Below are 25,509 nucleotides of genomic sequence, written 5' to 3'. Positions count from 1 at the left end.
GCTCGATGGGCCCCTGTTGGGCATGAGACTAGAGCCTCACCGGATCCGCCGCCCGGGCAGTGCCGGGGATCACGTTCTCGTGGCGTGGGGGCATGGGACGATTTGCAGGGTTGTCGCAAGTTTCCCGCCGGGTTTTCCGGCTGGCCGTAAGGGGAGGCAGCAGGAGTGCCCAAGGTGTCCTCGCTGATCGTGCCGTACGCGTCCTACCTGCGCGTGTATGAGCCGCTGGCCGCCTTCCCCGAGCCGGAGCGCAGCCATTGGGCGCGCTATGCCGAGCGCCAGGACCGGCCCTCGTACCAGGACGAGCTGCGCCGCTCGCTGGCGGACCTGCTGCCCACCCCACCGGTGCCGGTGCCGGTGCACGAGAGCGACGACGCGTTCGTGACGGACGTCGACGGTGTGCTGTGCGTCTGCCCGTGGCGCACCCGGCTGCGCGGCTGGCAGGCGCTGGACGAGCTGGACGGGCACTTCTCGCAGCCGGTGCTGGACGCGCTGCTGCCGCCGGTGGTGCGCCGCCAGACGGCCGCCGACTACGAACGCTGGCTCGCCAGGAACCCGGACGCCCGCCCCTGGATCCGCACGGCGACCTGGCAGGTCCCGCTGAACTGGTTCGTGCTCGTCTCGGACGACGAGCGCGCGTTCGAGAAGGGCACCGAGCAGTCGCCTCCGGTGCTGCGCTACCGCACCCCGATGGTCCAGGCGCGCCGGCGCGTGGCGCGCGGTCTGAAGGCGCTCAAGGAGACCCTCGACGAAGGACCGCTCATCGACGGCCTGTTCGACGTCGGACGCTGGCTGGAGGAGTTCCACCCGCGCTCTCTGGTGGAGCTGGACTACGGCGGCCTGGTGCACGCGCTCTCCCAAGAGCACCTGGACGACGACCACTCGGCGGCCGACGTGGCCGAGGGCATCGACGCGCTGCGCAAGGGCGACGGCGAGCGGGCGGGCGAGGCGTACGCGCGCCTCGTCGAGCGGTGGCGGGCGGTACGCGACCGCCAGTCCGCGAACTGAGGGTTCCGAAGGGAACCGGTCAGTCGGCTGGTTCGTCTGTCCTGCATCCGGTGTGATCCGTCCTGTCTGACCCCGTCAGGGCGGACTGTCGGATGCGACGGAACCAGGAGAGGGGACAGACGCCCCGATCCGGGCCTTTGTGTCAAGCGTGACGGACCGCACTTTCACGGCTCTTGCGCCCATCGCCACTCCTCATGCCAAAATAGGACAAGGAGTCCAGAGAGGGCTCCTTCTCTCCGGTTTTGGGGCAATGCCCCGGCGACGCACGCTTTGGGGGGTGCTGTTGTCTCTGGTGATCAGCCAGTGACTGATCGTCACAGTGACGTGACTGTCCGCTATGGGCCGGTCCATCGGCTTCCGTCGCTGATGAACACCTGGGAGGGCAATTCCATCGGTTTGGCCGACGCCGCTGGACAGATGGTGTAGTTGTAGTGCCGAGGACAAGCCGTTCGTCCTATAACCGACTCGACTCGCGTCCGCCATTTCGGGCAACGCGGGTCAAGGTGCAGAATTTAGAGGAAAGAACCGAGAACGTCGGTTCTCCCAAGGAGGCCGCTCATGACCGCTCGCACCCCTGATGCCGAGCCGCTGCTGACCCCCGCTGAGGTTGCCACCATGTTCCGCGTCGACCCGAAGACGGTCACGCGTTGGGCGAAGGCCGGCAAGCTCACGTCGATCCGCACGCTCGGTGGGCATCGCCGCTACCGCGAGGCTGAGGTCCGCGCTCTGCTCGCGGGCATCCCCCAGCAGCGCAGCGAAGCCTGACAACTGCATAAACCGGGCACGACGCGGGTTCCCCCAACCTGACGTCAGGCCCGGAACCTAGCTCCACACGACGAGGGTCCTGCCCCAACAGGGCCTGTGCCCCAGAGCACATCACCAGGGAACGTCGTCGATCGCGCTGGACTCCGCCGGGTCCAGCGCGATCTTTTTTGTGCGCGCAGGCTCCCGTGCGGTGTGCCTCCATGTGGCGTGTGTGGTCCGTGCAGGGGATGTGAACCATGGTCAACGGCCAGCGTGGGGCGGTCGTTTGGGTGTGCCGGCGTGGGAGCGGGCGGGGCTCCGGAGTGGATCGGTCGGGGTCCGCCCGGACGTTCGAACCATGGTGCAATTGCACATATTAAATTGACCTGTTGTAGGAAGAGGGCAAGTGCGAGGGATGCCAAAAAATATTCGGTGACTCCCGTCACACTGCACTCCCCTTGATCTGTTGATTGCTCATGCGCTAAGGGACGCGAGTGTGCGTACTGGTCCGGGCTGCGCCCTGGTGCTCCGGGCGGGCCGGTCGTGCCGGTCGTGCCGTGGTGGTGTGGTGCTGAGGTCGTGATGGTGTCGCGGGGGTTCGGCATGGCCGGGGCCGGCTGGTGCCGGAGAGCGCACGCTTCCCTCTGAGGAGAGCGTGCGCGGCCCGGATGCTGTTACCCCGTGCACGACGTACGGCTCAGGATCCCCCTCGCGCGAGCGCGATGCATGGCGGCGCGCCGAACGGCGGGACGCTGTGCGTCCAAGTGGTGTGCGGCCGGGCGGTGTCCGGCCGGCTGTGCCCCCGGCCGGCCGAGGGAGTGTTCGGCCGATCGGTGGGGCGCCCCCGGTGTCGTCCTCAGGCCTCGCAGGGCTCCTCGTCGCCCTGCTGGACCGCCGGTAGCGGGCGATCCGGCTGCGGGTCCCCCGTGGGCGCTGGCGGGGCTGTCGTGGGGCGCTGTGACGGCTCCATGGCCAGTCGCTGGAGCTGCTGGCACACGGCGCAACGGCGGGTCAGATGGCGGTAGCCGGAAGCGGCCGACAGATGGGCGCGCAGCAGCGCGCGCGTCTCGTGCCTTACAGACCCCGGCATGCCCCACCTCCTCGGGACTCTGTCGACACGCAGAGCCCCACATGTCTGAGTACCGACGGAATGTGACGGAGTCAAGACGCAGAGCGTGTAATCACTCCCCTGCGATCCGGGAGAACATGTGCATCCAGACACCGCCGGGTCGAAGTCGATCCCGCCTGGAGCGCTCCCATGGATTCGCCATCGGGCCCTGAACCGCCCCTTCTTGGCGGTTGCACATGTGCATGATCTGGACCAGTGCCTGGTGGGGCTCGAGTGTTGACGGTGTTCTGGTGTGTTATGCGCGTATTGATGCCAAGAGTCCCCGGTGGGGCAGGTCGGCGGCATTTGCGGGGCGTGGAATATGGCCGAGGCACATCGTGTCGGCGCACGACACCGTGAGGGGCAGAGGCCGCCGTTGGGTGGCTCGGGGGTGTGGGCGCCTGGGGATGGCTGAGGCTCGTAGCCGGGGTGGGGTGCGGGTCTTGGTTCGGGGTGCGGTCCTGACGGGATTTGCTGTGTCTGATTGCGGCTGCGCCGCGGGCGCGGCCTTCGGGGTGTGGGCGCCTGGGTACGACTGAGGCCCGTACCCTTGATGGGTTACGGGCCTCGGTTTGATGTGCGGTCCTGACGGGATTTGAACCCGCGGCCTCCACCTTGACAGGGTGGCGAGCACTCCAAACTGCTCCACAGGACCTGGCGTCGCCGCACGTAATGGTGCTTTGTGCTGCGAGAAGAGACTGTACAGCAGTGCGGGACCGGTGGTCGAACCCGATCGGGGTCCGGTCGGTCCGGCCGGGGTGCGGCGGGTGGTTGCGTGGGGGTGGACGGGGGCGTGGGACCGGCGCGTGTCGGGTTTACGGAGCCGCTGCGTCGATCGCCTTGATGATGCGCTTGTCGGAGATCGGGTACGCCGTGCCCAGCGCATGGGCGAAGTAGCTGACCCGTAGCTCCTCGATCATCCAGCGGATGTCCAGGACCTCCTGCGGCACGGGCCGGCCCGGCGGGAACTGCTCCAGCAGCCAGGCGTACTCGTCCTGCATCTCGTGGACCTTGGCCATCCGCGTGCTGTCCCGCTGGACGTTGGTCGGCATCTGGGTGAGCCGGCGGTCCGCGGCGATCAGGTAGCGCATCAGGTCCGGCAGCCTGCGCAGGCCGGTCGCCGTGACGAAGCCGGGCTTGACGAGCTCGGCGAGCTGGTCGCGTACGTCCGCCAGCCCCGCCACCAGGGCCGGGCTCTGCGTCGACTTCAGGCGCCGCTGGCAGGACTGCCAGGCGGCCAGCACCTGCTGCACCTGGCCGACCGTGCGCACCGTCGTGTCGACGATGTCGGCGCGCACCTTGTCGTAGAGCTTGCGGAAGGACTCCTCGTCCCAGACGGGGCCCCCGGCGTCCGCGATGAGCCGGTCGGCGGCGGCCGTGGCGCAGTCGTCGAAGAGGGCCTGGACCGAGCCGTGCGGGTTGGCGGACAGGGCGAGCTTCTGCGGATTGGTGAGCCGGTCGGCGGCGAACTTCGCCGGGTTCACCGGGATGTTCCGCACGATCAGGCGCCGGGTGCCCTGCCGCATCGACTCCTGCTGCTCGGCCTCCGTCTCGAAGAGGCGTACGGAGACGGTGTTCGCTGCGGGGCCGTCGTCGACCAGGGCCGGGTAGGCCTTGACGGGCTGGCCGGCGCGCTTCGTCTCGAAGACGCGGGGAAGGGAGCCGATCGTCCAGTCGGTCAGGCCGCCGCGTTCGATCGCCGCGCCGCCGGACCGCTCGGCCGTCGCCGCCGCGGCCTGCGAGATGGCCTTGCGGGCCTTCGGGCGCAGCCTCAGCCGCAGCGCCTCCAGGTCCTTGTCCTCGGCGCGGTCGTCGAGCTTGCGGCGCCGTTCGTCGACGATACGGAAGGTGATCCGCAGGTGGTCGGGGACCTTCTGCCAGTCGAAGTCCTCCGGGGCGATGGGGACGCCGACCATGCGGTGCAGCTCACGGGCGAGGGCGATGACGACGGGCTCCTGGGACGGGTCGTCCCGGCCGGGCGTGCCCGGGGCGGCCGTCGCCCGCTCCAGGAACGCCTTGGCGAAGTTCGGCGCGGGCACGTAGTGGCGGCGTACCGGCTTCGGCAGGGACCGGATCAGCTCGGTGACCAGCTCCTCGCGCAGGCCGGGGATCTGCCAGTCGAAGCCGTCCTCGGTGACCTGGTTGAGCACCTGGAGCGGGATGTGGACGGTGACGCCGTCCGCGTCCGTGCCGGGCTCGAACTGGTAGGTCACACGGAACTTCAGGCGGCCCTGGTACCAGGCGTCCGGGTAGTCGTCCTTGGTGACGCTGCCGGCCTTCTCGTTGATGAGCATGGAGCGCTCGAAGTCGAGCAGTTCGGCGGCCTCCCCGCCGGCCCTCAGCTGCCGCTTCCACCACGCGTCGAAGTGCGCGCCGGACACCACGTCGGCCGGCACCCGCTGGTCGTAGAAGTCGAAGAGGGTCTCGTCGTCGACGAGGATGTCGCGGCGCCGCGCCCGGTGCTCCAGGTCCTCGACCTCGGTCAGCAGCCGGCGGTTGGCGGCGAAGAACTTGTGGTGGGTGCGCCAGTCGCCCTCCACCAGGGCGTTGCGGATGAACAGCTCCCGGGAGAGCTCCGGGTCGATCCGGCCGTAGTTGACCTTGCGGTGCGCCACGATCGGGACGCCGTACAGGGTCACCTTCTCGTAGGCCATGACGGCCGCCTGGTCCTTCTCCCAGTGCGGCTCGGAGTAGGTGCGCTTGACCAGGTGCTGGGCGAGCGGCTCGATCCACTCGGGCTCGATCCGGGCGTTCACCCGGGCCCACAGCCGGGAGGTCTCGACCAGCTCCGCGGACATCACGAAGCGCGGCGGCTTCCTGAACAGCGCGGAGCCGGGGAAGACGGCGAACTTGGCGTTGCGCGCCCCCAGGTACTCGCCGCGCGACTGCCGCTTCGCCGGGTCGCCGGACGTCCTGCGGCCGCCGTCGGTGCCGCTCTTGGCGTCCTGGGCGGGGTCCTTCACGCCGACGTGGGACAGCAGGCCGGCGAGCAGCGACACATGGATCCGGTCGGCGTCCACGGTGTCGCCCGGCCGATCGGCGCCGGACTGCTCGTCGGTGCCGGACTCGTCCTCGGTGCCCGGCTCGTCGGCGAGGGCGGGCGGCCCGGCCGGTGCGGGGCGGCCGTCGAGGGACAGGCCCATCTGCCGGGCCACCGCACGCAGCTGCGTGTAGATGTCCTGCCACTCGCGCACCCGCAGGAAGTTCAGGTACTCCGCCTTGCACATCCGCCGGAACGAGGACGAGCTGCGGGCCTTCTGCTGCTCCCGCAGATAGCGCCACAGGTTGAGGTAGGCGAGGAAGTCGCTGGTCTCGTCCTTGAAGCGGGCGTGCTGCTGGTCGGCCTGCGCCTGCTTGTCCGCGGGGCGCTCGCGCGGGTCCTGGATGGACAGCGCGGCGGCGATCACCATGACCTCGTGCAGGCAGCCGTTCCGGTCGGCCTCGATGACCATCCGGGCCAGCCGCGGGTCGACGGGCAGCTGGGCGAGCCTGCGGCCCATGTCGGTGAGGCGCTTGCGCGCGTCCTTCTGATCGGGGTCGAGCGCGCCGAGTTCCTGGAGCAGCTGGACGCCGTCGCGGATGTTGCGGTGGTCCGGCGGGTCGATGAAGGGGAACTTCTCGATGTCGCCGAGCCCGGCCGCGGTCATCTGGAGGATCACGGAGGCCAGGTTGGTCCGCAGGATCTCCGCGTCGGTGAACTCGGCGCGTGCGGAGAAGTCGTCCTCCGAGTAGAGCCGGATGCAGATGCCGTCGGAGGTCCGACCGCAGCGGCCCTTGCGCTGGTTGGCGCTGGCCTGGCTGACGGCCTCGATGGGCAGCCGCTGCACCTTGGTGCGGTGGCTGTAGCGCGAGATGCGGGCGGTGCCGGGGTCGATGACGTACTTGATGCCGGGGACCGTGAGGGAGGTTTCGGCGACGTTCGTGGCGAGGACGATACGGCGGCCCGTGTGGGGCTGGAAGACACGGTGCTGCTCGGCGTGCGACAGCCGGGCGTACAGCGGCAGCACCTCGGTGTCCCGCCAGAACGGGCCCTTGCCGCGCTGGACCTTCTTCTTCTCCAGCGCCTCGGCGGTGTCGCGGATCTCGCGCTCGCCGGAGAGGAAGACGAGGATGTCGCCGGGCCCCTCGGCCATCAGCTCCTCGGCCGCTTCGGTGATCGCGGTGATCTGGTCGCGGTCGGCGTCGGTGTCGGCGGAGCCGGCTTCGTTGTTCGCGCCGGAGCCGCCGGCGGCATCGGCCGCGCCGGCTGCGTCGTCCACGAGTGGCCGGTACCGCACCTCGACGGGGTACGTACGGCCGCTGACCTCGACGATCGGGGCGTCGCCGAAGTGCCGGGAGAAGCGCTCGGGGTCGATGGTCGCGGAGGTGATGACGACCTTCAGGTCCGGGCGTCTGGGCAGCAGCTGGGCGAGGTAGCCGAGCAGGAAGTCGATGTTCAGCGACCGCTCGTGGGCCTCGTCGATGATGATCGTGTCGTAGGCGCGCAGCTCGCGGTCGGTCTGGATCTCGGCGAGCAGGATGCCGTCGGTCATCAGCTTGATGAACGTGCCGTCCTGGTCGACCCGGTCGGTGAAGCGGACCTTCCAGCCGACGGCCGCGCCGAGCGGCGTCGACAGCTCCTCGGCGACCCGCTCGGCGACCGTGCGGGCGGCGATCCGGCGGGGCTGGGTGTGCCCGATCATGCCGCGTACGCCGCGGCCGAGCTCCAGGCAGATCTTCGGGATCTGGGTGGTCTTCCCGGAACCGGTCTCGCCGGCGACGATCACCACCTGGTGATCGCGGATGGCCGCCAGGATCTCGTCCTTCTTCTGGCTGACCGGAAGCTGCTCCGGGTAGCCGACCTCGGGCAGCCGGGCGGACCGGGTGGCGATGCGGGCCTCGGCCTTCTCGACGTCTGCCGCTATCTCGGCGAGCACGGCCGCCCTGGCCTCGGGCTTGCGGATCCGGCGTGCACCGTCCAGCCTTCGACCGAGTCGGTGCGCGTCGCGCAGGGAGAGCTCGGACAGGCGGGGGGCGAGGGAGCCGAAGGAGGGGGCGGGCTGCGTAGACATACGCGATCCAGGATCGCATCTCCCGGAAACTACTGGCGAACCCTTTTCTCCGAGACGGCGGTGTGTCGCCCTCCGGACGGTGTGTCGCGGCCCACCACACACCGCTCACCGTGCGCCGAGGGTGCCCCATCGCGGGGCGCGGCGGCCCACGGCGCCCCGGCTGGCCTGCGGGGCCTGGCGGCCGACGGTGCCCACCTGAGGGGCGCGGGGAACTGCGCGACCAGCTCCCCACCGGCCGCGGGTCCGGACACGACAGGGACAGCCCCTCTGGGACGGTGACGACCCGACGGTCTCGTCGGGGCTTGTCGCGCAGTTCCCCGCGCCCCTTTCAGGGGCACTGCGTGCCCCATCCTGTGCGCCCGGCAGGGCGGTGGGGAGTGCCCGCCGCCACCCGCACACGCGCCGACGGTCGACCGGAATCGGCAAGAATGTCCCGTACGTCTCGATTAGCTTGATCGTATGGCTGACGAGTCCGACCTCCCGGAACGACCGCCGCCGGACGGGTCCGGCGGTGGCGCGCAGCGGGCCGACGAGGGGCCCCCGGGGCGCGTCCGGGAGCTCTGGGTCCTGTACAAGGAGTCGCCGTTCCTGCCGGCCACGGTCCTGCTGTTCATCCTGGCCGCGGCGGCCGCGTGCTTCGCCGGGTCCTACACGTACTCGATGGCGAACCCGACCCCGCGCCACATCCCGACCGGGGTGATCGGCGCCTACCAGGAGCAGCGTGGTCGGGAGTTCATCGCCGGCATGGAGAAGGCGCTGAGTGCGTCGCTGAGCCTGCGGCCCTATCCCGATCGGGCCGCGGCTCACGAGGCCATCGAGGAGCAGCGCGTCTTCGCCGTGCTGGACGTGCACCCGGGCGCCGGCGGGCGGGGCGACGGCGTCACGCTGGACGTCTCGGGGGCGTCCGGGCAGTCCGTCGCGGAGCTGCTGGAGCAGGCCGCGCCCGCGGTGGGCCGGAAGATCGGCGTCCCGGTGCAGGTCAGGGACGTCAACCCGCTCCAGAAGGGCGATCCGCGCGGGCTTGCGATCTTCTACATCACGCTCGCCTCGGTGATCATCGGCTTCGTCGGTGCCATGCAGGTCAACGTGCATGCGCGCGGGCTGAACCCCTGGGAGCGGGTGCTCACCACGCTCAGTTACGCGCTGCTCGGCAGCTTCGCCATCGCCGCGATGGTGGACTGGGCCCTCGGGGCGCTCAGGCTGCCGTTCGCCGAGTCGTGGGCGATCCTGGCGCTGACCATGTTCACCGCCGGGATGGTCGCGACGATGTTCACCACCCTCGTGGGGCGGTGGGCGATTTTGCCCACGTGGGGACTGATGGTGATCCTGGGGAACCCGTCGTCCGGTGGCGCGGTCTCCTGGCCGCTGCTGCCGTCGGTGCTCGGCACCATCGGGCGCTGGCTGCCGCCGGGCGCGTCGGTGAACGCCCAGCACACCGCCGTGTACTTCGGCGGCCACCAGCACGCGTTCCCGTTCCTGGTGCTGGCGGCGTGGGCGCTGGGCTCCAGCGCGATCTTCTGGGTCTGGCGGCACCGGCATCCCGGGGGGCGGGAGAAGCCGGAGGATGGCATGAATGCCGATGGTGAAGCGCCGGGATCGCCGTCCTGACCAGGTGTTTTCAATTCCTTGGGGATAAGCGTCGTATAAAAGTTGAGTCCTACCGACTCAGCTCTGTTGACGCTACCGAGGGACGTGTTGCATCCTTGAGTCCGTTCCACTCAAGTCAGCTGGAGGAAAGACATGGCACGTGCGGTCGGCATCGACCTGGGCACGACTAACTCCGTCGTGAGCGTTCTGGAGGGCGGTGAGCCCACCGTCATCACCAACGCCGAGGGCGCCAGGACCACGCCGTCCGTCGTCGCCTTCGCCAAGAACGGCGAGGTGCTCGTCGGCGAGGTAGCGAAGCGTCAGGCGGTCACCAACGTCGACCGGACCATCCGGTCGGTCAAGCGCCACATGGGCACCGGTTGGCGCGTCGACATCGACGACAAGGGCTTCAACCCCCAGCAGATCTCCGCCTTCATCCTTCAGAAGCTGAAGCGGGACGCGGAGTCCTACCTCGGCGAGAAGGTCACGGACGCGGTCATCACCGTCCCGGCGTACTTCAACGACTCCGAGCGTCAGGCCACCAAGGAGGCCGGCGAGATCGCGGGTCTGAACGTCCTGCGCATCGTCAACGAGCCGACGGCCGCCGCCCTGGCCTACGGCCTCGACAAGGACGACCAGACGATCCTCGTCTTCGACCTCGGTGGCGGTACGTTCGACGTCTCGCTGCTGGAGATCGGCGACGGCGTCGTCGAGGTGAAGGCCACCAACGGTGACAACCACCTCGGTGGTGACGACTGGGACCAGCGCGTCGTCGACTACCTGGTCAAGCAGTTCGCCAACGGCCACGGCGTCGACCTGTCCAAGGACAAGATGGCGCTCCAGCGGCTGCGTGAGGCGGCGGAGAAGGCCAAGATCGAGCTCTCCTCGTCCACCGAGACGAACATCAACCTGCCCTACATCACCGCTTCCGCGGAGGGCCCGCTGCACCTGGACGAGCGCCTGACCCGGGCGCAGTTCCAGCAGCTGACCTCGGACCTGCTGGAGCGCTGCAAGACGCCGTTCCACAACGTGATCAAGGACGCGGGCATCCAGCTCTCCGAGATCGACCACGTGGTCCTCGTCGGTGGGTCGACCCGTATGCCGGCCGTCGCCGAGCTCGTCAGGGAGCTGACCGGCGGCAAGGACGCCAACAAGGGCGTGAACCCGGACGAGGTCGTCGCCATCGGTGCCTCGCTCCAGGCCGGCGTCCTCAAGGGCGAGGTCAAGGACGTCCTGCTGCTCGACGTCACCCCGCTGTCCCTCGGCATCGAGACCAAGGGCGGCATCATGACCAAGCTGATCGAGCGGAACACGACGATCCCGACCAAGCGGTCCGAGATCTTCACCACCGCCGAGGACAACCAGCCGTCCGTCCAGATCCAGGTCTACCAGGGCGAGCGCGAGATCGCGGCGTACAACAAGAAGCTCGGCATGTTCGAGCTGACCGGTCTGCCGCCGGCGCCCCGCGGCGTCCCGCAGATCGAGGTCTCCTTCGACATCGACGCCAACGGCATCATGCACGTGACCGCCAAGGACCTGGGCACGGGCAAGGAGCAGAAGATGACCGTCACCGGCGGCTCCTCGCTGCCGAAGGACGAGGTCGACCGGATGCGCCAGGAGGCCGAGCAGTACGCGGACGAGGACCACAAGCGCCGCGAGGCCGCCGAGACCCGCAACCAGGGCGAGCAGCTCGTCTACCAGACCGAGAAGTTCCTCAAGGACAACGAGGACAAGGTCCCCGGCGAGATCAAGACCGAGGTCGAGGAGTCCCTCGCCGACCTCAAGGAGAAGCTGAAGGGCGAGGACACCGCCGAGATCCGCACGGCCACCGAGAAGGTCGCCGCGGTCTCCCAGAAGCTGGGCCAGGCGATGTACGCCGACGCGCAGGCACAGGGCGCCGAGGCCGGTGCCGATGCCGGTGCGCAGGACGGTGCGAGCCAGGCCAAGGCCGATGACGACGTCGTCGACGCCGAGATCGTCGACGAGGAGCGAAAGGATGGTGCCGCGTGACGGAGGAGACCCCGGGCTTCGACGAGCAAAATGAGCCCGCCGACGTCTCCTCAGGCGCCACCGAAGATGCCGCCGAGTCGAAGGCCGCCGAGTCCTCCCAGGAGGGCGCGGCGGCCCCGGCCGGGGACGCGGACAAGTCGGCGGGCCTGACGGCCCAGCTGGACCAGGTGCGCACCGCGCTCAACGAGCGCACCGCGGACCTCCAGCGGTTGCAGGCCGAGTTCCAGAACTACCGTCGCCGTGTCGAGCGCGACCGGATCGCCGTCAAGGAGATCGCCATCGCGAACCTCCTGAACGAGCTGCTCCCGGTGCTCGACGACATCGGCCGGGCTCGGGAACACGGCGAGCTGGTCGGCGGTTTCAAGTCGGTGGCCGAGTCACTGGAGACGGTGGCGGCCAAGATGGGCCTGACGCAGTTCGGCAAGGAGGGCGAGCCCTTCGACCCGACGGTGCACGAGGCCCTGATGCACAGCTACTCACCCGAGGTCACGGAGACCACGTGCGTGGCGATTCTCCAGCCGGGGTATCGGTTCGGCGAGCGCACCATCCGCCCCGCGCGGGTGGCGGTGGCCGAGCCACAGCCGGGCGCGCAGAGCGCCAAGCCGGAGAAGGCCCAGAAGGGCAAGGGCAAGGCGTCCGGCAAGTCCGCCCCGTCCGGGGAGTCCCAGGCGGACGGCTCCGCCGAGGCAGAGGACGGCTCTGCCGACGCGGAGGACTGATGGCCGGGCCGACGCGAAGGACTGAGGTGAGCGGTGGCCCGGAGCAGGGCTGACGGCGGGCACGCGACACCGGCTGTGCGGCACGCAGCACGAGGAGAGGAGGGACGTCGGGGATGAGTACCAAGGACTTCATCGAGAAGGACTTCTACAAGGTCCTCGGCGTCCCCAAGGACGCCACCGAGGCCGAGATCAAGAAGGCGTACCGCAAGCTGGCCCGGGAGAACCACCCGGACGCCAACAAGGGCAACGCCAAGGCCGAGGAGCGCTTCAAGGAGATCTCCGAGGCCAACGACGTGCTCGGCGACCCGAAGAAGCGCAAGGAGTACGACGACGCCCGCGCCCTGTTCGGCAACGGCGGCTTCCGTCCCGGACCCGGGGCGGGCGGCGGCACCTTCAACTTCGACCTGGGTGACCTCTTCGGCGGCAGTGGCGCCCCGGGCGGCGGCGCCGGTGGCGCCGGCGGCTTCGGAGGCGGGCTCGGCGACGTGTTCGGCGGGCTCTTCGGCCGTGGCGGTGCGGGCGGCGCGGGCACCCGTGTGCAGCCCAGGCGCGGCCAGGACATCGAGTCCGAGGTGACCCTGAGCTTCACCGAAGCGATCAACGGCGCCACGGTGCCGCTCCGGATGTCCTCGCAGGCCCCCTGCAAGGCCTGCTCCGGCACCGGCGACAAGAACGGCACGCCGCGGGTCTGCCCGACCTGCGTCGGCACCGGCCAGGTCTCGCGCGGCGGTGGTGGCGGCTTCTCGCTCACCGACCCGTGCGTGGACTGCAAGGGCCGCGGGCTGATCGCCCAGGACCCGTGCGACGTCTGCAAGGGTTCAGGGCGCGCCAAGTCGTCCCGCACGATGCAGGTACGGATTCCGGCGGGGGTGTCCAACGGGCAGCGCATCCGGCTGCGCGGCAAGGGCACCCCGGGCGAGCGCGGCGGCCCCGCCGGCGACCTCTATGTGATCGTGCACGTCGACGCCCACCCGGTGTTCGGCCGCAAGGACGACAACCTCACCGTCACGGTGCCCGTCACCTTCACGGAGGCGGCGCTCGGCGGCGAGGTGAAGGTGCCGACGCTCGGCGGCCCCCCGGTGACCCTCAAACTCCCCGAGGGCACTCCGAACGGGCGCACGATGCGGGCCCGCGGAAAAGGCGCCGTCCGTAAAGACGGCACCCGCGGGGATCTACTCGTCACGGTAGAAGTCGTGGTACCGAAGAACGTGACGGGTCCGGCGCGTGACGCGCTGGAGACGTATCGCAAGGCCACCGCGGAGGAGGATCCGCGGGCGGAGCTTTTCCAGGCCGCGAAGGGAGCTTGACGATATGGACAGCCGACGAGGACGTGTCCGCAACCCGTACGAGCTGACCGAGGAGACGCCGGTGTACGTCATCTCGGTGGCGGCGCAGCTCAGCGGGTTGCACCCGCAGACGCTGCGTCAGTACGACCGCCTGGGGCTGGTTTCGCCGGACCGCACCCCGGGCCGCGGTCGCCGCTACTCGGCCCGCGACATCGAGCTGCTCCGGCAGGTGCAGCAACTGTCGCAGGACGAGGGCATCAACCTCGCCGGCATCAAGCGCATCATCGAGCTGGAGAACCAGGTCGCGGCGCTCCAGGCGCGCGCGGCCGAGCTCCAGGCGGCGGTGGACGGCGCCGCGGCGACCATGCGCCAGCGGGAGGCGGCACTGCATGCGTCGTACCGCCGGGACCTGGTGCCGTACCAGGAGGTCCATCAGACCAGTGCGTTGGTGGTCTGGCGGCCGAAGAAGTCCGACTGAGGGTTTCTGCTCTCCCTGCCGGTTGAGCGCGCCAGGCGCGTCAGGCGCGCCTTGAGCGGCGCCGAAGGCGCCAGCCAAGGGGCGCGGGGAACTGCGCGACCAGCCCCCACCGGCCCGGTGGTCCGGATACGACAGGAACAGCCCCTTTGGGACGGTGGCGACCTCACGCTCTCGTCGTGGCAGGTCGCGCCCGCGCGGCGGAGCCGCATATCGACACAGCCCCGCGCCCCTTCGTGCGCCTTCGGCGCGACCCGGCGCTGCGCGCCCCTTCGAGGCCGTCCGGACGGGTGCGGCGCGTCACCCGTCCGGCACGCGTCTCTTGAGGTCCTGAAGCAGCGCCGCGAGACCATGTGCCGTCGTGGTCAACACGATGCGCGGGGCGTCGCTTTCGCGAAGACGTATCGTTCCGTCGGATGCGATGGCGACGTTGAGGCAGTCCCCCTGAGGGCCGCTGCTGAATGTCGATTTCTGCCAGTGGAGTTCGGGCATGGGGCCTTCCTACAGCGAGTAGAGCAGATGCCTGATCAGGGCGAGGGAATCCTTCACCGAATAGGTCTCAGGGCCCGTTGATACGGCCAGCGGCGCCAGGGCGTTCTTGGCCAGCAGGTCGAAGAGCGCGCTGTACCGGTCCAGGTGGAACTGCTCGGCCAGGTACGTGAAGCCGGTGAGCTGTTCGAGCACCACGGTCCCCAGCCGGGGATTGCGCGGAACGAGGTGCACGAAATTCCCGCTGATCGCCGCGTAGGCCTGGCCGCTGAAGGGATACACCTGGATCGTCACATTCGGCAGCCGGGACAACTCGATCAGGCGCAGGAGTTGCTCGCGCACGACCTGCGCCCCGCCGAAGCGAATACGTAGCGCGGCCTCGTGGATGACGGCGTGCACGGTTGGTGGATTGTCGCCGGTGAGAATCCGCTGCCGCTCCATCCGGAACCGCAACGGCGTTTCGAAATTCTCGAAGCCGAGGCCCGGGCTGTTGAAGATCGCCCGTGCGTAGTCGGCGGTCTGGAAGATGCCGGGGATGAACAGCGACTGGTGCAGACGTACCTCGACGGCTTCCGCCTCCAGCTCCGCAAGGCTGAGGGTTTCCGTCATCATGCTGCGCCGATACGCACTCCACCAGCCCTTGCCGCTGGTCTCGGAGAGGGTGACCAGCGCCTCGATATAGTCCTTGTCTGTGCATCCGTAAAGGTCGCAGAGTGCTCTGAGGCGCTCGGTCAGGATCGTCGTCTTCGCGGTTTCGATCTGGCTCAGCTGAGCGCGGCCCATGCCGATACGCTCCGAAGCCTCGGCCGCGCTCAACCCGGCTTGCTCACGTAGCTGTTTCAGCTCGAAACCAAGCCGCCGCTGACGCTCAGTGATGGTGCTGCGCAATCCCACAGGGGCACTCCCTTGTCTGTCGGACAGAGTTTTCCCGGGACAGGGGGGTTCGTCCACCGATATGGGGGAATCGCGGTGCACAAATTAAACTGCGCTGAACGGCAGTCGAGCGGACGGTAATCTCACCAGCCGCCGCCCCGGGTACCGCCTAGTAACCATCCTCCAGAATCCCCGACTGGCCGATCCGGTAGCCGAGTTGCGCGCGGCTGCTGGTGCCGAGGGTGTCGGCGAGTTTGGCTATGTGCACCCGCACGGTGCGGACGTTCATGGCGAGGCGGATGGCGATCTTGTCGTCGGTGAGGCCCTCGATGAGGAGGGCGGCGATGGCGCGCTGGCGGGACGTGACGCCCTTGTCGGCGGGTGGCCGAGCGGCCGATCGGGGCCACATGGGGGTGGCCAGATCCCATAACCGGGAGAAGGTGTTGGCCAGGTAGCTCACCAGGGCCGGATGGCGCAGTACCAGGGCCGCGGTGCGGTCGGTGTTGCCGGGGATGAAGGCCACCCGCCGGTCGAGGATCACGAGGCGTTCGGTGACCTCGTTCAGGGTGCGCACCTCGACGTCGCCGTCGAGCTGCTCGTAGTGCGCGAGAACGGCCGGGGCGTGCCGGGAACTGTGCTGGTAGAGGGTGCGCATCCGGCCGCCGCGGTCGAGCAGGGACTGTTCGACCGGCAGCACCATGGACAGCGCGTTCGGCGGGCGGTGGCCACCCGGCTGCACGGTGAGCAGCTCTTTGGAGGACTCGGAGACCGCCTGCTTGATCGCCGTGTTGATCGGCTGGAGCCCGTGCAGCATGGTGAACGTGGCCCGGCTGCGGGAGAAGGTGTTCTCGGCGTCGATCGCCATAAGTGGCTGAAAAGCGTTGGCGAGCACCATCTCGCCGCGGCGCCGGCGCTCGATGTCCGCCTCGACGCTGTGCAGCAGCCGCGGCAGCGCGATCGACGGTGCGAGCGGCCGCAGCCATCGGTTGCCCTCGCCGTCCGGATACAGCAGGCCGAGCTCCACGACGCAGGGGGCGTCCTCGGCGTCCTGTGGCGGGACGCGGCCCTCGCGAAGGGCGCGCGTGTACAGATTCATGCCAGCCTCGCACAGCTGTTCTTCGACGCCGTGCCGATGGCTCTCCTGGGTCACAGAGCCGCTCTCCTGCCGAGAATTCCATGGGTGCCGTCGGTCCATCCGGGCCGCGCCGGTGCGTACCGTACTGCCGCTGCCTGGGCGCTCGCGGGTTTCGCGTGCGGCGCATGGCGCACTCTGGGCGGTGGGTCGGGCGCCGGGGCGGGGAGCCTGCGGCGCCGCGGCGCGACCACCGGTCCGTGGTGCGGCCCGGCGCTGCCGTGCGACGTTGCCCGGATGCGTCCGTCGGTGGTTGATGTGTCCGTCGGCGGTTGCCGTCTGGTCGTTACGGACGACGGAAGGTCATCGATCGGTTTCCAGGATTCCGGATCGGGCGATCAGGAAGCCGAGCTGCGCCCGGCTGCCGCTGCCCAACGCGGCGGCGAGCTTGGCGATGTGCGCCCGGCAGGTCCGTACGTTCATGCCGAGGCGCCGCGCGATGGCCTCGTCGACATGCCCTTCGACCAGCAGCTTGGCGATGCTCCGCTGGACACCGGTGATCCCGTCGGGCGTGGGGTCGTACGGCACCTCTTCCAGGAGCGGGACGCCGCGGCGCCACAACTGCTCGAAAACTTTGATCAGATATTTAACGAGGCCGGGGTGGCGCAGCTCCAGCGCGAAGTCGTGGCGGTCGCCGGCCGGGATGAAGGCGACCGTGTCATCGCAGATGATCAGGCGCTCTATCAGTTCCTCGAGGGTGCGTATCTGCACCAGGCCGTCTGCCATCCGGTCGACGTAGGCCATCGTGCCCTGGCTGTGCCGGACCGTGTGCTGGTAGAGCGTGCGGATGTGCACACCGCGGTTGGTCAAGGGGCGGTCGCGCTCCAGCGCCTGGTTCAGTATGTGCTCGGAGCGTCTGCCGCCGGGCTGCACCGTCAGCATCTCCCGCTGACACTCGGCGGTGGCCAGGTTCAGGGCTGCGTTGATGCGATCCAGGCCCTCCAGCACCGTGATGGCGTGGGTGGGAGCCGGAATTTGTGCACTCAAGGCCATGAACGGCTCAAATGATTCGGTCAGTTCGATCGAGAGGCGCCGGCGATCCTGGATCTCTCGTTCCAGCGGGTGGAGTCGCTGCGCGAGCGCCACGGACGGCGGCACGGGCCGGAGCCAGTTCGCATCGTCCGGGTCCGGGTGCAAGAGGGCGAATTCAAGGAGGCATGGAGCGGCTTCCACCTCGCCCCGTGCAATGCGACCGGCACTGAGCGCACTCGCGTAGAGCTGCGCTCCCTCGTCGCACAGTTCGGCCAGCGAGTGGGGATGTGTCGGCTTTGTGGAAGTATTAGGCAATTCTCCACCCCCCAGGGTCCTGAACGTGCAAGAACATGATGCATCGGTCCTGTGGCATTGACGTGCCTGAATGAGCCATCGTCTTGTTCACCGGGGGAGAAGACTTCATCAAGTGAGGACGAAGCCGACTATGTACACGAGATTGCTTCGCTCAGTTGTTGCGACCGCTTTCTCCACGGTCGTGGCTTTTGGGGCACTCGGTGCCGTGGGTGCGACTCAGGCCAAGGCTCCGACGCAGCACGGCGTCGAGTCGGTACAGGCGGCTGCTGCTGCGGACAGCGGATGGGGTACCGGTACGCAGGCGGTCCCCGCTGACAGCGGCTGGGGCACCGGCGCTCAAGTGGTCCCCGCGGACAGTGGCTGGGGGAACCCCTCACCGGTGACACCGGCCGACAGCGGCTGGGGCATCGTACCTGCCGACAGTGGCTGGGGCATCGTGCCGGCCGAGTGCGAGTGGGCGGTCGTGCCCGCCGACAGCGGTTGGGGCATCGTGCCGGCCGACAGCGGCTGGGGCGCCCCCGGCGACGCGGCGCCCGCTGACAGCGGTTGGGGCCTGGCCGCGATCGACCACGGCACGAGTGGCTGGGGCGACGCCGCCTCGGTGAACGTATGACAACCCCTCCTGACGACCGATCCTTCCGGCGCGAGATGGCCACCGCCTACCGCTCCGGGTGGCACTTCATCGACCTCGTCACGGCGATCCCCCACCAGGGTGACTCGTTGATGGTGACGCTGTTCGGTGAGCCGGTGATCGTCGCGCGGGACAGCGACGACGATATCCGGGCCTACCGGTGCCTGCGGCGTCCGCGCGGGGCGCCCAAGCCGGTTCGGTGTGCCGTGCGCTACGGAATGATCTTCGTCAACCTTGACCAGCGTGACCACCACCTGGTGGAAGCAGACTCCCCCGGAGGGACTCCACAAACCATCTCCGCCACCCCCCGCAGTGCCTGACGCGATTCCCCCGTCGTTATAGATCGCGCAGGCACTTCCCCCCCGCAGCGGCGTCACCGTGGACCTGAGACACGGTGGCGCCGCTGCCGTTTCGCTGCCGATTCGCTGCGCTTGGCTGGGGCGGCCGGATCGGGTGCCCTTGGTGCAAGGGTGGCCGCTGCTCCCTGAGGGGCGCGGGGAACTGCGCGCAACCATCCACCGGCCGGTGGTCCGGCTGCGACAGAGACTGCCCCCTTGGGGCGGTGGCGGTCTGCGGGTTGCGTCGTGGCTGGTTGCGCGGTTCCCCGCGCCCCTTTTCAGGGCGCCTTCGGCGCTCCTGGCGGGGGGCTTGGGGCGGTGGTGGTCTGCGGGTTGCGTCGTGGCTTGTCGCGCAGTTCCCCGCGCCCCTTTTTCCGGGCGCCTTCGGCGCTGCCGGAGGGGGCTTGGGGCGGTGGTGCGCGGGCTGAGGGGCGCGGGGAACTGGGCGAGTAACCGGTCACGGTCCGGTGGTTCGGAGACGGGGGAAGGGGCCCCCGGTCGGTGGCGGGTGGTGGCCCGCAGGGCTCGGCGTGGCTAGCAGTTGCCCAGGGCCCCCGTGAGGGTCACCTCGATGAGGACGCGGTGGGGATTGGGGCGGGGCGGGCGACCGTAACGGAGTTCGTAGCGGTGTTCGGCGTCCGCCACGAGGTCCGCTTCCGTGCGGATCACGGCGCGGCCCTCCAGCGTCGCCCACGTGGGGCCGTCGAACTGGCAGATCGCGACCGGCGCACCGGCGCCCCCGGCGGCGGCGTCCCCGGCGCGGACGTGCCGCACCTTCGCGCTGGTCCGGGTGGCGATCACCCGGGCGAGACCGGCTTCGGGGTCGTAGGTCGCCGAGACCGGCACCACGTGGGGTGTGCCGTCGGCGCGCAGCGTGGTCAGCGTGCACACGTGGCGTGCTTGCCAGAAGGCGAGGTACGCGGGGGTGGGCTGATGGGGATCGCGTCGGTACGAGGCCATGGGCAGCGAACTTATCCACAGATGCGACGCCTCCGCAGGGCACCCCCTCCCGTGATTACTCTTGAGTGGAATAGACTCAACTTTGTGCACGTCACTGTAGTCAGTGTGCGCTGTGGTCAGCCTGTGCAGGGTTCAGCCTGTGCAGAGTTGAGCCTGTACGGCAGCCAGCCTGCACGGCAGTGAGTCCGTGAGCCAGTGAGCCAGGAGTGAAGGGAACAGAGCAGACGTGGACGCCGAGCTGACGAACCGAAGCCGCGACGCGATCAGTGCGGCCACCCAACGCGCCGTTACCGATGGTCACCCCGACCTCACCCCCGTACACCTGCTCCTGGCCCTGCTCCAGGGCCAGGACAACGAGAACGTGACCGACCTGCTGGCCGCCACCGGCGCCGACCAGGCGGCCGTGCGCGCCGACGCGGAGCGTGCGCTGGCCGCGCTGCCCAGCGTGACCGGCTCCACGGTCGCGCCCCCGCAGCCGAACCGCGAGATGCTGGCCGTCGTCGCCGACGCCACCCAGCGCGCCAAGGAGCTCGGTGACGACTACGTGTCGACCGAGCACCTGCTCATCGGCATCGCAGCCAAGGGCGGCCAGGCGGCCGAGGTGCTGCGCCGGCACGGCGCCACCGCCGAGCAGTTGCTGGACGCATTCGAGAAGATCAGGGGAGGACGCCGGGTGACCACTCCCGACCCGGAGGGCCAGTACAAGGCCCTGGAGAAGTTCGGCACGGACCTCACGGCCGCCGCCCGCGAGGGCAGGCTCGACCCGGTCGTCGGCCGTGACCAGGAGATCCGCCGCGTGGTGCAGGTGCTCTCCCGCCGCACGAAGAACAACCCGGTGCTCATCGGCGAGCCCGGCGTCGGCAAGACCGCCGTCGTCGAGGGGCTCGCGCAGCGCATCGTCAAGGGCGACGTGCCGGAGTCGCTGAAGGACAAGCGGCTGGTCGCGCTGGACCTCGGTGGCATGATCGCGGGCGCCAAGTACCGCGGTGAGTTCGAGGAGCGGCTGAAGACCGTACTGGCCGAGATCAAGGAGAGCGACGGCCAGGTCATCACCTTCATCGACGAGCTGCACACCGTCGTCGGCGCCGGCGCCGGCGGCGACTCCGCCATGGACGCGGGCAACATGCTCAAGCCCATGCTGGCCCGCGGCGAGCTGCGCATGGTCGGCGCGACCACCCTGGACGAGTACCGCGAGCGCATCGAGAAGGACGCCGCCCTGGAGCGCCGCTTCCAGCAGGTGCTGGTCGCCGAGCCCACCGTCGAGAACACCATCGCCATCCTGCGCGGCCTCAAGGGACGCTACGAGGCGCACCACAAGGTGCAGATCGCCGACGGCGCACTGGTCGCCGCCGCCACCCTCTCCGACCGGTACATCACCTCGCGCTTCCTGCCCGACAAGGCCATCGACCTGGTCGACGAGGCCGCCTCCCGGCTCCGCATGGAGATCGACTCGTCCCCGGTGGAGATCGACGAGTTGCAGCGCGCCGTCGACCGGCTGCGCATGGAGGAGCTGGCCATCGGCCAGGACACCGACCAGGCCAGCCGGGAGCGCCTCGACCGGCTGCGCCGCGACCTCGCGGACAAGGAGGAGGAGCTGCGCTCCCTCACGGCCCGCTGGGAGAAGGAGAAGCAGTCCCTGAACCGCGTCGGTGAGCTCAAGGAGAAGCTCGACGAACTGCGCGGCCAGGCCGAGCGCGCCCAGCGCGACGGCGACTTCGACACCGCCTCCAAGCTGCTGTACGGCGAGATCCCCACCCTGGAGCGCGACCTGGAGGCCGCGTCCGAGGCGGAGGAGGAGGTCGTACGCGACACCATGGTCAAGGAGGAGGTCGGCCCCGACGACATCGCCGACGTCGTCGCCGCCTGGACCGGCATCCCCGCAGGCCGCCTCCTGGAGGGCGAGACGCAGAAGCTGCTGCGCATGGAGGACGAGATCGGCAAGCGGCTCATCGGGCAGACCGAGGCCGTGCGCGCCGTCTCCGACGCGGTGCGCCGCAGCCGCGCCGGCGTCGCCGACCCCGACCGGCCCACCGGCTCGTTCCTCTTCCTGGGCCCGACCGGTGTCGGCAAGACGGAGCTGGCGAAGGCCCTCGCGGACTTCCTCTTCGACGACGAGCGGGCCATGGTCCGCATCGACATGAGCGAGTACAGCGAGAAGCACAGCGTCGCCCGCCTGGTCGGCGCCCCGCCCGGGTACGTCGGCTACGAGGAGGGCGGCCAGCTCACCGAGGCGGTGCGCCGGCGGCCGTACTCCGTGGTGCTGCTGGACGAGGTGGAGAAGGCCCACGCGGAGGTCTTCGACATCCTCCTCCAGGTGCTCGACGACGGCCGGCTCACCGACGGCCAGGGCCGCACGGTCGACTTCCGCAACACGATCCTGGTGCTCACGTCCAATCTGGGCAGCCAGTACCTGGTCGACCCGCTGCTGAGCGCGGAGGAGAAGAAGCAGCAGGTGCTGGAGGTGGTCAGGGCCTCCTTCAAGCCGGAGTTCCTGAACCGCCTGGACGACCTGGTGGTCTTCTCCGCCCTCGACAAGGACGAGCTGAGCCGCATCGCCCAGCTCCAGATCGACCGGCTCGCCGAGCGCCTCGCGGAGCGCCGCCTCGCCCTGGAGATCACCCCGGAAGCCCTCACCTGGCTGGCCGACGAGGGCAACGACCCGGCGTACGGTGCGCGCCCGCTGCGCCGCCTGGTGCAGACCGCCATCGGCGACCGGTTGGCCAAGGAGATCCTCTCCGGCGAGATCAAGGACGGCGACACGGTCCGCGTGGACGTCTTCGGCGACGGCTTGATCGTGGGCCCCGCGTCGCCGGCGTCCCCGGACGCCCCGCCGCCCCCGGCGAAGACCCTCTGACGATCGTCACCAGGCCGACGCACGGGGCGCGGGCACCGTGTTCGACCAGGCCCGTGTGATGGCGCCTGAGCGAATGGCCCTGAGCGAATGTCGCCTGCATGATGGCGCCTGCGTGATGTCGTCTGTGTGATCTCTGTGGGTGAGTAGGACGTCATGGCGGGGAGGACCACGGCCGTACGCCCCGCTGCACAGCTCGCCGCCGGGCCCGACCGCCCAGAGCCTGGTCGGGGCCCGGCGGTGGCGCATGCGCCGTGCCGCTGAGAGCGGAAACCGACCCTGTTCGACGAGCAGGCCTTGCGGGCACCCGGCCGCCATGGGGGAGGATGGCCGCGTCCATAGGAAGGGAAAATCACGGTGAGCATCGACCCGTCCTCGATTCCGAATTTCGGGGGCAACTCTCAGCCGCAGGGCGGTCCGCCGCCCGGCCCCATCATCCCCGACCAGGAGCTGATCAAGCAGCTGCTGGAGCAGATGGAGCTGAAGTACGTCGTGGACGAAGAGGGCGACCTGGTGGCGCCCTGGGAGAAGTTCCGCACGTACTTCATGTTCCGTGGGGAGAACGAACAGCAGGTCTTCTCGGTACGGACGTTCTACGACCGGCCGCACGCGATCGAGGAGAAGCCCCGGCTGCTGGAGGCCGTCGACGACTGGAACCGCCGCACGCTCTGGCCGAAGGTCTACAGCCACACCCACGACGACGGCTCGGTCCGCTTCATCGGCGAGGCACAGATGCTGATCGGCACCGGTGTCAGCCTGGAGCACTTCGTGTCGTCCACGGTCAGCTGGGTGCGCGCCGCGATCGAGTTCGACCGCTGGGTCGTCGAGCAGTTCGGCCTGGAGAAGGACGTGGACTCGGTGGAGGACGACAAGCCGAGCGACGAGGACTAGACGAGTACGTCCGTTCCGTCAGGGGCGCCCCTTCGCACGATGGGCGCCCCTCTCCGTCCCGCCGTCCGGCGGCCCTGCCGTCCCGCTCCGGCATGATCCTTTGAGTGCTCCACAGCCGGCGCTCATGTTCCTGACAGGCCAGGCCCCTGGGGTCCTCGCCCATGACCGGGCCGGGAGGACCAGCGCAGCAGGGACCGGCGCGGCAGCCGGGACCGGCGCACAACCGGAACATGACGCGCCGCAACGCCATCATCGCGGGCACCGCCGCACTCGCGGCCGTCGGCGTCGGCGGCGCCACCATGCCCGACGCCGGGTGAGGGCCGCGGGGTGGGCGCGAAACGCCCGTCAGCGCAGCTTCGCGAGCCGCGTGGCCGCTTCCTGGATCACCTCGGGGCGCTTGCAGAAGGCGAACCGGACGAACGGTGCCCCTTCCTCGCGATGGTCGTAGAAGACGGCGTTGGGGATGGCCACGACGCCGGCCCGCTCCGGCAGGGCGCGGCAGAAGGCGAAGCCATCGCTCTCGCCGAGCGGGCGGATGTCCGTGGTGATGAAGTACGTGCCCGCCGGCCGGTAGACCTCGAACCCGGCCGCGGTCAGGCCCGCCGCCAGCAGGTCGCGACCCTCCTGGAGCGTGCGCCGCAGCCCGTCGAAGTAGTCCTGCGGCAGCGCCAGGGCCTCGGCCGCCGCGTACTGGAAGGGCCCGGAGGCGACGTACGTCAGGAACTGCTTGGCGGAGCGCACGGCCGTGACGAGGGGCGCGGAAGCGGTGACCCAGCCGACCTTCCAGCCGGTGAACGCGAAGGTCTTGCCGGCCGAGCCGATGGTGACGGTGCGCTCCCGCATCCCGGGGAAGGTGGCCAGCGGGATGTGCTCGGCGTCGTCGTAGACCAGGTACTCGTAGACCTCGTCGGTGACCACCAGCAGGTCGCGCTCGACGGCGAGCCGGGCGATCTCGGCCAGCTCGGCGCGGGTGAGGACGGTGCCGGTGGGGTTGTGCGGGGTGTTCAGGAGCAGCAGCCGGGTGCGGTCGGTGACGGCGTCGCGTAGTTCGTCGAGGTCGAGCCGGAAGCTGAGGGGGGCGCCCGGCGCGTCGGCCTGCGCCCCGCCCGGCGCAGGCCCGGGGCGGAGGGTGACCGGGACCCGGGTGCCGCCGGCCATGGCGATGGATGCCGCGTACGAGTCGTAGTACGGCTCCAGCGCGATCACCTCGTCGCCCGGCTCCACCAGGGCCAGCAGCGCCGCCGCGATGGCCTCCGTGGCACCCGCCGTGACCAGTACCTCGGTGTCGGGGTCGAAGTCGAGCCGGTACCGCCGATGCTGGTGGGCGGCGACGGCGTTGCGCAGTTCGGGGACGCCGGGGCCCGGCGGATACTGGTTGCCGCGACCGTCCCGCAGGGCGCGCACCGCCGCCTCACGGACTTCTTCGGGGCCGTCGGTGTCGGGGAAGCCCTGACCGAGGTTGATGGAGCCGGTGCTCAGCGCCAGGGCGGACATTTCGGCGAAGATCGTGGTGCCGAACTCGGCCAGCCTGCGGTTGAGCAGCGGGCGGGGCCCGGCCGGGTCGGTGGAGGCAGCAGACGTCATGCCGGCCATCCTGGGCCGAACCTCTGGACTTCCTCAACTCTGCTTTGGTCCCCGGGACCGGCGGGCATCCCCCTGTCACGCTGGAGAACACGAGCGGACTTCCGGCGAACGTGCGAACCGGTGCCGTGCGCACGACGTGGCGACGCCGCGCCTACGGCGCACGAGGGGGCGGCGGGGCGCACGTTCGGCAGAACGCAACGGCAATGCAAGGCGTACACCCGCGAGCGCACCAATGCACCAAGGGACCGGCGCATGAGACGCCCGAGGCGCGCAAACGGCGTAGGGCGAATGCGAAGGACGTAGGAGAAGCGAACGAAGGAGAACCGCGCACGGCAGTACGCGGAACGCAGCGGCGCGGCAGCGCCGGCATACGACGGCGGCCCTGGGCCGCAACGGGGGAAAGGAAGGGGGAGGACGATGCAAGCAGGACCGACCACTGTCGTCCTTGGGTTTCTGGTGGTCTTCGGTGTGGTGTTCGCCCTGGT

20 protein-coding genes and 1 tRNA gene are annotated in these 25,509 nt (G+C 69.7%); 12 read left to right on the top strand and 9 right to left on the bottom strand.

Going from position 1 to position 25,509, the window contains the following annotated elements; translation table 11 throughout:
• Window positions 1-165 precede the first annotated feature (165 nt).
• Both NQO67_RS08965 and bldC read left to right on the top strand, forming a co-directional pair.
• Window positions 166-1,008 (top strand): DUF8083 family protein, encoded by an 843-nt coding sequence (locus NQO67_RS08965; RefSeq protein WP_255949154.1) that lies wholly within the window; start codon window positions 166-168, stop codon window positions 1,006-1,008.
• Between the two features lie 558 nt (window positions 1,009-1,566).
• Window positions 1,567-1,773 (top strand): developmental transcriptional regulator BldC, encoded by a 207-nt coding sequence (gene bldC / locus NQO67_RS08960; protein WP_003949541.1) that lies wholly within the window; start codon window positions 1,567-1,569, stop codon window positions 1,771-1,773.
• 835 nt (window positions 1,774-2,608) lie between these two features.
• Here bldC and NQO67_RS08955 read toward each other — a convergent pair.
• The 3 genes from NQO67_RS08955 to hrpA form a co-directional block, all read right to left on the bottom strand.
• Window positions 2,609-2,842, bottom strand: a complete 234-nt coding sequence (locus tag NQO67_RS08955; RefSeq protein ID WP_255949143.1) for a DUF6274 family protein — start codon at window positions 2,840-2,842, stop codon at window positions 2,609-2,611.
• A gap of 598 nt (window positions 2,843-3,440) precedes the next feature.
• Window positions 3,441-3,515, bottom strand: a tRNA-Asp gene (locus tag NQO67_RS08950).
• A 160-nt stretch (window positions 3,516-3,675) separates the two neighbouring features.
• Window positions 3,676-7,911 (bottom strand): ATP-dependent RNA helicase HrpA, encoded by a 4,236-nt coding sequence (gene hrpA, locus NQO67_RS08945; RefSeq protein ID WP_255949134.1) that lies wholly within the window; start codon window positions 7,909-7,911, stop codon window positions 3,676-3,678.
• Window positions 7,912-8,370: 459 nt separating this feature from the next.
• Here hrpA and NQO67_RS08940 point away from each other — a divergent pair, with 459 nt between their 5' ends.
• From NQO67_RS08940 to NQO67_RS08920, 5 genes are all read left to right on the top strand, one after another.
• Window positions 8,371-9,519 carry an ABC-2 transporter permease gene (locus NQO67_RS08940; protein WP_255949129.1) on the top strand — a complete coding sequence of 383 codons (1,149 nt, stop codon included), beginning with the start codon at window positions 8,371-8,373 and terminating at the stop codon, window positions 9,517-9,519.
• Between the two features lie 132 nt (window positions 9,520-9,651).
• The gene (dnaK, locus tag NQO67_RS08935) at window positions 9,652-11,508 is read left to right on the top strand and encodes a molecular chaperone DnaK (RefSeq protein ID WP_255949127.1); all 1,857 of its coding nucleotides are present in this window, start codon (window positions 9,652-9,654) and stop codon (window positions 11,506-11,508) included.
• Complete coding sequence (gene grpE, locus NQO67_RS08930) at window positions 11,505-12,227, top strand: nucleotide exchange factor GrpE (RefSeq protein WP_255949117.1); 723 nt, start codon at window positions 11,505-11,507, stop codon at window positions 12,225-12,227. Before dnaK ends, grpE begins: the two co-directional genes overlap by 4 nt.
• 113 nt (window positions 12,228-12,340) lie before the next feature.
• Window positions 12,341-13,534 carry a molecular chaperone DnaJ gene (gene dnaJ / locus NQO67_RS08925; RefSeq protein WP_255949115.1) on the top strand — a complete coding sequence of 398 codons (1,194 nt, stop codon included), beginning with the start codon at window positions 12,341-12,343 and terminating at the stop codon, window positions 13,532-13,534.
• Window positions 13,535-13,538: 4 nt separating this feature from the next.
• A complete protein-coding gene (locus NQO67_RS08920) occupies window positions 13,539-13,991 on the top strand; it encodes a heat shock protein transcriptional repressor HspR (RefSeq protein ID WP_255949105.1) in 453 nt (150 codons plus the stop codon).
• 297 nt (window positions 13,992-14,288) lie between these two features.
• Here the strand turns inward: NQO67_RS08920 and NQO67_RS08915 are convergent, their stop codons facing one another.
• From NQO67_RS08915 to NQO67_RS08900, 4 genes are all read right to left on the bottom strand, one after another.
• Entirely contained in the window at window positions 14,289-14,480 is a 192-nt protein-coding gene (locus tag NQO67_RS08915; RefSeq protein ID WP_255949103.1) for a DUF397 domain-containing protein, read from the bottom strand.
• Between the two features lie 9 nt (window positions 14,481-14,489).
• A complete protein-coding gene (locus NQO67_RS08910; RefSeq protein WP_255949101.1) occupies window positions 14,490-15,371 on the bottom strand; it encodes a helix-turn-helix domain-containing protein in 882 nt (293 codons plus the stop codon).
• Window positions 15,372-15,519: 148 nt separating this feature from the next.
• Entirely contained in the window at window positions 15,520-16,500 is a 981-nt protein-coding gene (locus NQO67_RS08905; protein WP_255949099.1) for a helix-turn-helix transcriptional regulator, read from the bottom strand.
• A gap of 285 nt (window positions 16,501-16,785) precedes the next feature.
• Window positions 16,786-17,784 carry a helix-turn-helix transcriptional regulator gene (locus NQO67_RS08900; RefSeq protein WP_374118957.1) on the bottom strand — a complete coding sequence of 333 codons (999 nt, stop codon included), beginning with the start codon at window positions 17,782-17,784 and terminating at the stop codon, window positions 16,786-16,788.
• 190 nt (window positions 17,785-17,974) lie between these two features.
• Here NQO67_RS08900 and NQO67_RS08895 point away from each other — a divergent pair, with 190 nt between their 5' ends.
• Entirely contained in the window at window positions 17,975-18,382 is a 408-nt protein-coding gene (locus NQO67_RS08895) for a hypothetical protein (RefSeq protein ID WP_255949095.1), read from the top strand.
• The gene (locus tag NQO67_RS08890) at window positions 18,379-18,720 is read left to right on the top strand and encodes a Rieske (2Fe-2S) protein (protein WP_255949093.1); all 342 of its coding nucleotides are present in this window, start codon (window positions 18,379-18,381) and stop codon (window positions 18,718-18,720) included. The genes NQO67_RS08895 and NQO67_RS08890 overlap by 4 nt, the downstream gene beginning before the upstream one ends.
• Window positions 18,721-19,272: 552 nt before the next feature.
• Here NQO67_RS08890 and NQO67_RS08885 read toward each other — a convergent pair.
• Complete coding sequence (locus NQO67_RS08885) at window positions 19,273-19,698, bottom strand: pyridoxamine 5'-phosphate oxidase family protein (protein WP_255949091.1); 426 nt, start codon at window positions 19,696-19,698, stop codon at window positions 19,273-19,275.
• Between the two features lie 226 nt (window positions 19,699-19,924).
• Here NQO67_RS08885 and clpB point away from each other — a divergent pair, with 226 nt between their 5' ends.
• From clpB to NQO67_RS08870, 3 genes are all read left to right on the top strand, one after another.
• Window positions 19,925-22,552 carry an ATP-dependent chaperone ClpB gene (gene clpB, locus NQO67_RS08880; RefSeq protein ID WP_255949080.1) on the top strand — a complete coding sequence of 876 codons (2,628 nt, stop codon included), beginning with the start codon at window positions 19,925-19,927 and terminating at the stop codon, window positions 22,550-22,552.
• 354 nt (window positions 22,553-22,906) lie between these two features.
• Window positions 22,907-23,440 carry a YbjN domain-containing protein gene (locus NQO67_RS08875; RefSeq protein WP_255949071.1) on the top strand — a complete coding sequence of 178 codons (534 nt, stop codon included), beginning with the start codon at window positions 22,907-22,909 and terminating at the stop codon, window positions 23,438-23,440.
• A gap of 161 nt (window positions 23,441-23,601) precedes the next feature.
• Window positions 23,602-23,757, top strand: a complete 156-nt coding sequence (locus tag NQO67_RS08870) for a ubiquinol-cytochrome c reductase iron-sulfur subunit N-terminal domain-containing protein (RefSeq protein WP_255949069.1) — start codon at window positions 23,602-23,604, stop codon at window positions 23,755-23,757.
• A 28-nt stretch (window positions 23,758-23,785) separates the two neighbouring features.
• Here NQO67_RS08870 and NQO67_RS08865 read toward each other — a convergent pair whose 3' ends face one another.
• Complete coding sequence (locus tag NQO67_RS08865; RefSeq protein ID WP_255949067.1) at window positions 23,786-25,033, bottom strand: pyridoxal phosphate-dependent aminotransferase; 1,248 nt, start codon at window positions 25,031-25,033, stop codon at window positions 23,786-23,788.
• Between the last annotated feature and the right edge of the window lie 476 nt (window positions 25,034-25,509).

The sequence above is a fragment of the Streptomyces odontomachi genome, from assembly GCF_024435355.1.
In the GTDB taxonomy this organism is placed as follows: Bacteria; Actinomycetota; Actinomycetes; order Streptomycetales; family Streptomycetaceae; genus Streptomyces; species Streptomyces odontomachi.
The sequence above is the reverse complement of the archived record's forward strand: the minus strand, read 5'-3'. Positions and strand labels throughout refer to the sequence as shown.